The organism is Halanaerobium sp., assembly GCF_003070835.1.
In genome coordinates this window covers 1-2008 of sequence record NZ_QBLR01000449.1, presented here as the reverse complement: position 1 = coordinate 2008, position 2008 = coordinate 1, and the positions used below count along the sequence as shown (strand labels likewise).

The 2008-nt window shown below is 29.7% G+C and carries 2 protein-coding genes; both read left to right on the top strand.

Going from position 1 to position 2008, the window contains the following annotated elements:
• Nucleotides 1–461: 461 nt before the first annotated feature.
• Complete coding sequence (locus tag CI949_RS20270) at nucleotides 462–1313, top strand: hypothetical protein (RefSeq protein WP_290769829.1); 852 nt, start codon at nucleotides 462–464, stop codon at nucleotides 1311–1313.
• Entirely contained in the window at nucleotides 1303–1824 is a 522-nt protein-coding gene (locus CI949_RS20265; protein ID WP_290769826.1) for a hypothetical protein, read from the top strand. The genes CI949_RS20270 and CI949_RS20265 overlap by 11 nt, the downstream gene beginning before the upstream one ends.
• Nucleotides 1825–2008 lie beyond the last annotated feature (184 nt).

Below are 2008 nucleotides of genomic sequence, written 5' to 3'. Positions count from 1 at the left end.
ATATTGAAATAAGTATTGATAATAAACTTGATTTAAGATATGATAAATTAACAAAAAGAAAAATGTAATTAGTTGATCAATTCTTTAGAATATATTTTAGTATTAAAAAAGGTAATGAGGCATATTAGAATGGCACCAAGGGGGGGATGGCCACATCATCTTTTAATAGAGATTTCACCTTGAATACAAAGAGGGCTGTGGAGTCATTCGAAAGAATTATTTCCACTCCTAAAAAAAGTATTAAGATTGACAAAAATCTGATATCATTTGAAAAAGAACAGCGAGGTGAGCAAAAATTAAAACAAATATTATCTCGTTAAAACGACTAATCGAAATAAGTGATGAGCTTGAATAACCTCCAAAATTTTTTAAATATTTTGAGAAAATTTTCACTAAAAAGCAGGAAAAATTTGACTGGCCTCGAAATAGTATTTAGATTATAAAATTTAGGAGGGGTCAGCGTGCAAAAAAAGACAAAATATTTTTCTTATCGTTATTTTTTGGTGTCTGCCAGTAGAATAAGATCACTTTTTCCTAAAAGCAAGACTGAAGTAATTGAAGAATTAAAAGCTAATTTGCAAATGAAAGTAAAAATTAGTGAAAAGTACAAACATCGAAAATATCTACTTTATTTTATTGAAGAGCTGACTGAAGATCTCTTTTTGTTGAAACTTGCTCGCAAAAGAGACTTCAATAAATATCAGGAGGGAGATAGTGATATAGAAACTGTAGAAGATACAGAATACCCCTTTGTTTATGTCATAATTGATTTTAAGAAACAGATTATACTGATTCAAAAGAAAGCAGCAGTTTTCCAGAATATTTCAACCGCTCAAAATATACTTCAGGCTTTAATCAATGCAACTGTTGATTTTGGACAGTATATATTTACTATAGATGAGATTAGCCACCGCGAAATGTTCTGGCAGCTTATAGATCAGAGCAGTAAAATTTACTCGATGCAGTTAAAATTAAGAGCTCCGAACTTATTTGGCAATAGATATGAGGCAAATGAATTGTTAAAAGAAGAGCAGGAGATTTCAAATGCAGCTGAAGTGAATATAGAACTAAAAAATGAACAGGGTAACTTATTAGTTAAGGAAGAAAGAGTAGGTACTTACATAGATTATATAGCAGCTGGAGGAGGTAGTTACAGGTTAAAATTTATGGAAGCAGGGGAAGTTAAAACTAAAAGCAGTAAAGATAATATTAAAACTGCTTATTTAGCGGAAAACATTAATCAGTTAAATATTGCAAAGATTAAGGCTGAACTGGAAAAAATTGATGAAATGAGTGGTCATGATGAAGAATAAGTTATTTCAACAGCTCTGGCCTTTGGTGATTATATTTACTTTCTCAGCTTTAATTGTTTTATCTACTGAGCTAAGTGAGCTGGATAAAATACTAGATTATGTATTTACCCATACAGTTTTTGTGTCATTATTTGCGCTTGCCTTAACAATTTATGGTTTTAATTATAATTCAATTAGTAAAGTAAAGGCAGAAATTGAAAGTAGAAAAAATGAGGAGAATAATAAAAAGCTTGAGGAAATGTTAAAAAGCGCTACCAAAATACTGAATAAATTTTATAAAGAAAGCAAAGACGACCTGATTTTTGTTTTCTTCACCCTGATACTGTCATTTATAATGATCAGCTGTAAAGAAATCGAACTCTCTTTTTTTAAATTGCCGAGATCTGAGAATCTTATCAGGAGTCAAATAATAAACTTTTTCTCCTTACTGCTTCTTTTCTCTACTCTTTATGCAGTCTATGATCTGCTAAAAGCCTTAGTCTTAATAAACGGCAGAGAGTTTTTAAATTGAAGATTGAATTCCATTTTTCTTGATTGTGCCAAACATTAGTATTATAATATATTTAATGGATAAAGTATTTCAAAAAAATAATCTGATAAATTTATTCTAGTAATATAATTATTTGTGGATATAATCTAGCGGATAAAAGGAGGGGTTATATGGAGGTTAAAAATCGTCGTGAATTATATAATAA

Coding starts and splice junctions, on each gene's coding strand:
- CI949_RS20265 (WP_290769826.1), top strand. CDS start 1,303: ATGAAGAATAAGTTATTTCAACAGCTCTGGCCTTTGGTGATTATATTT.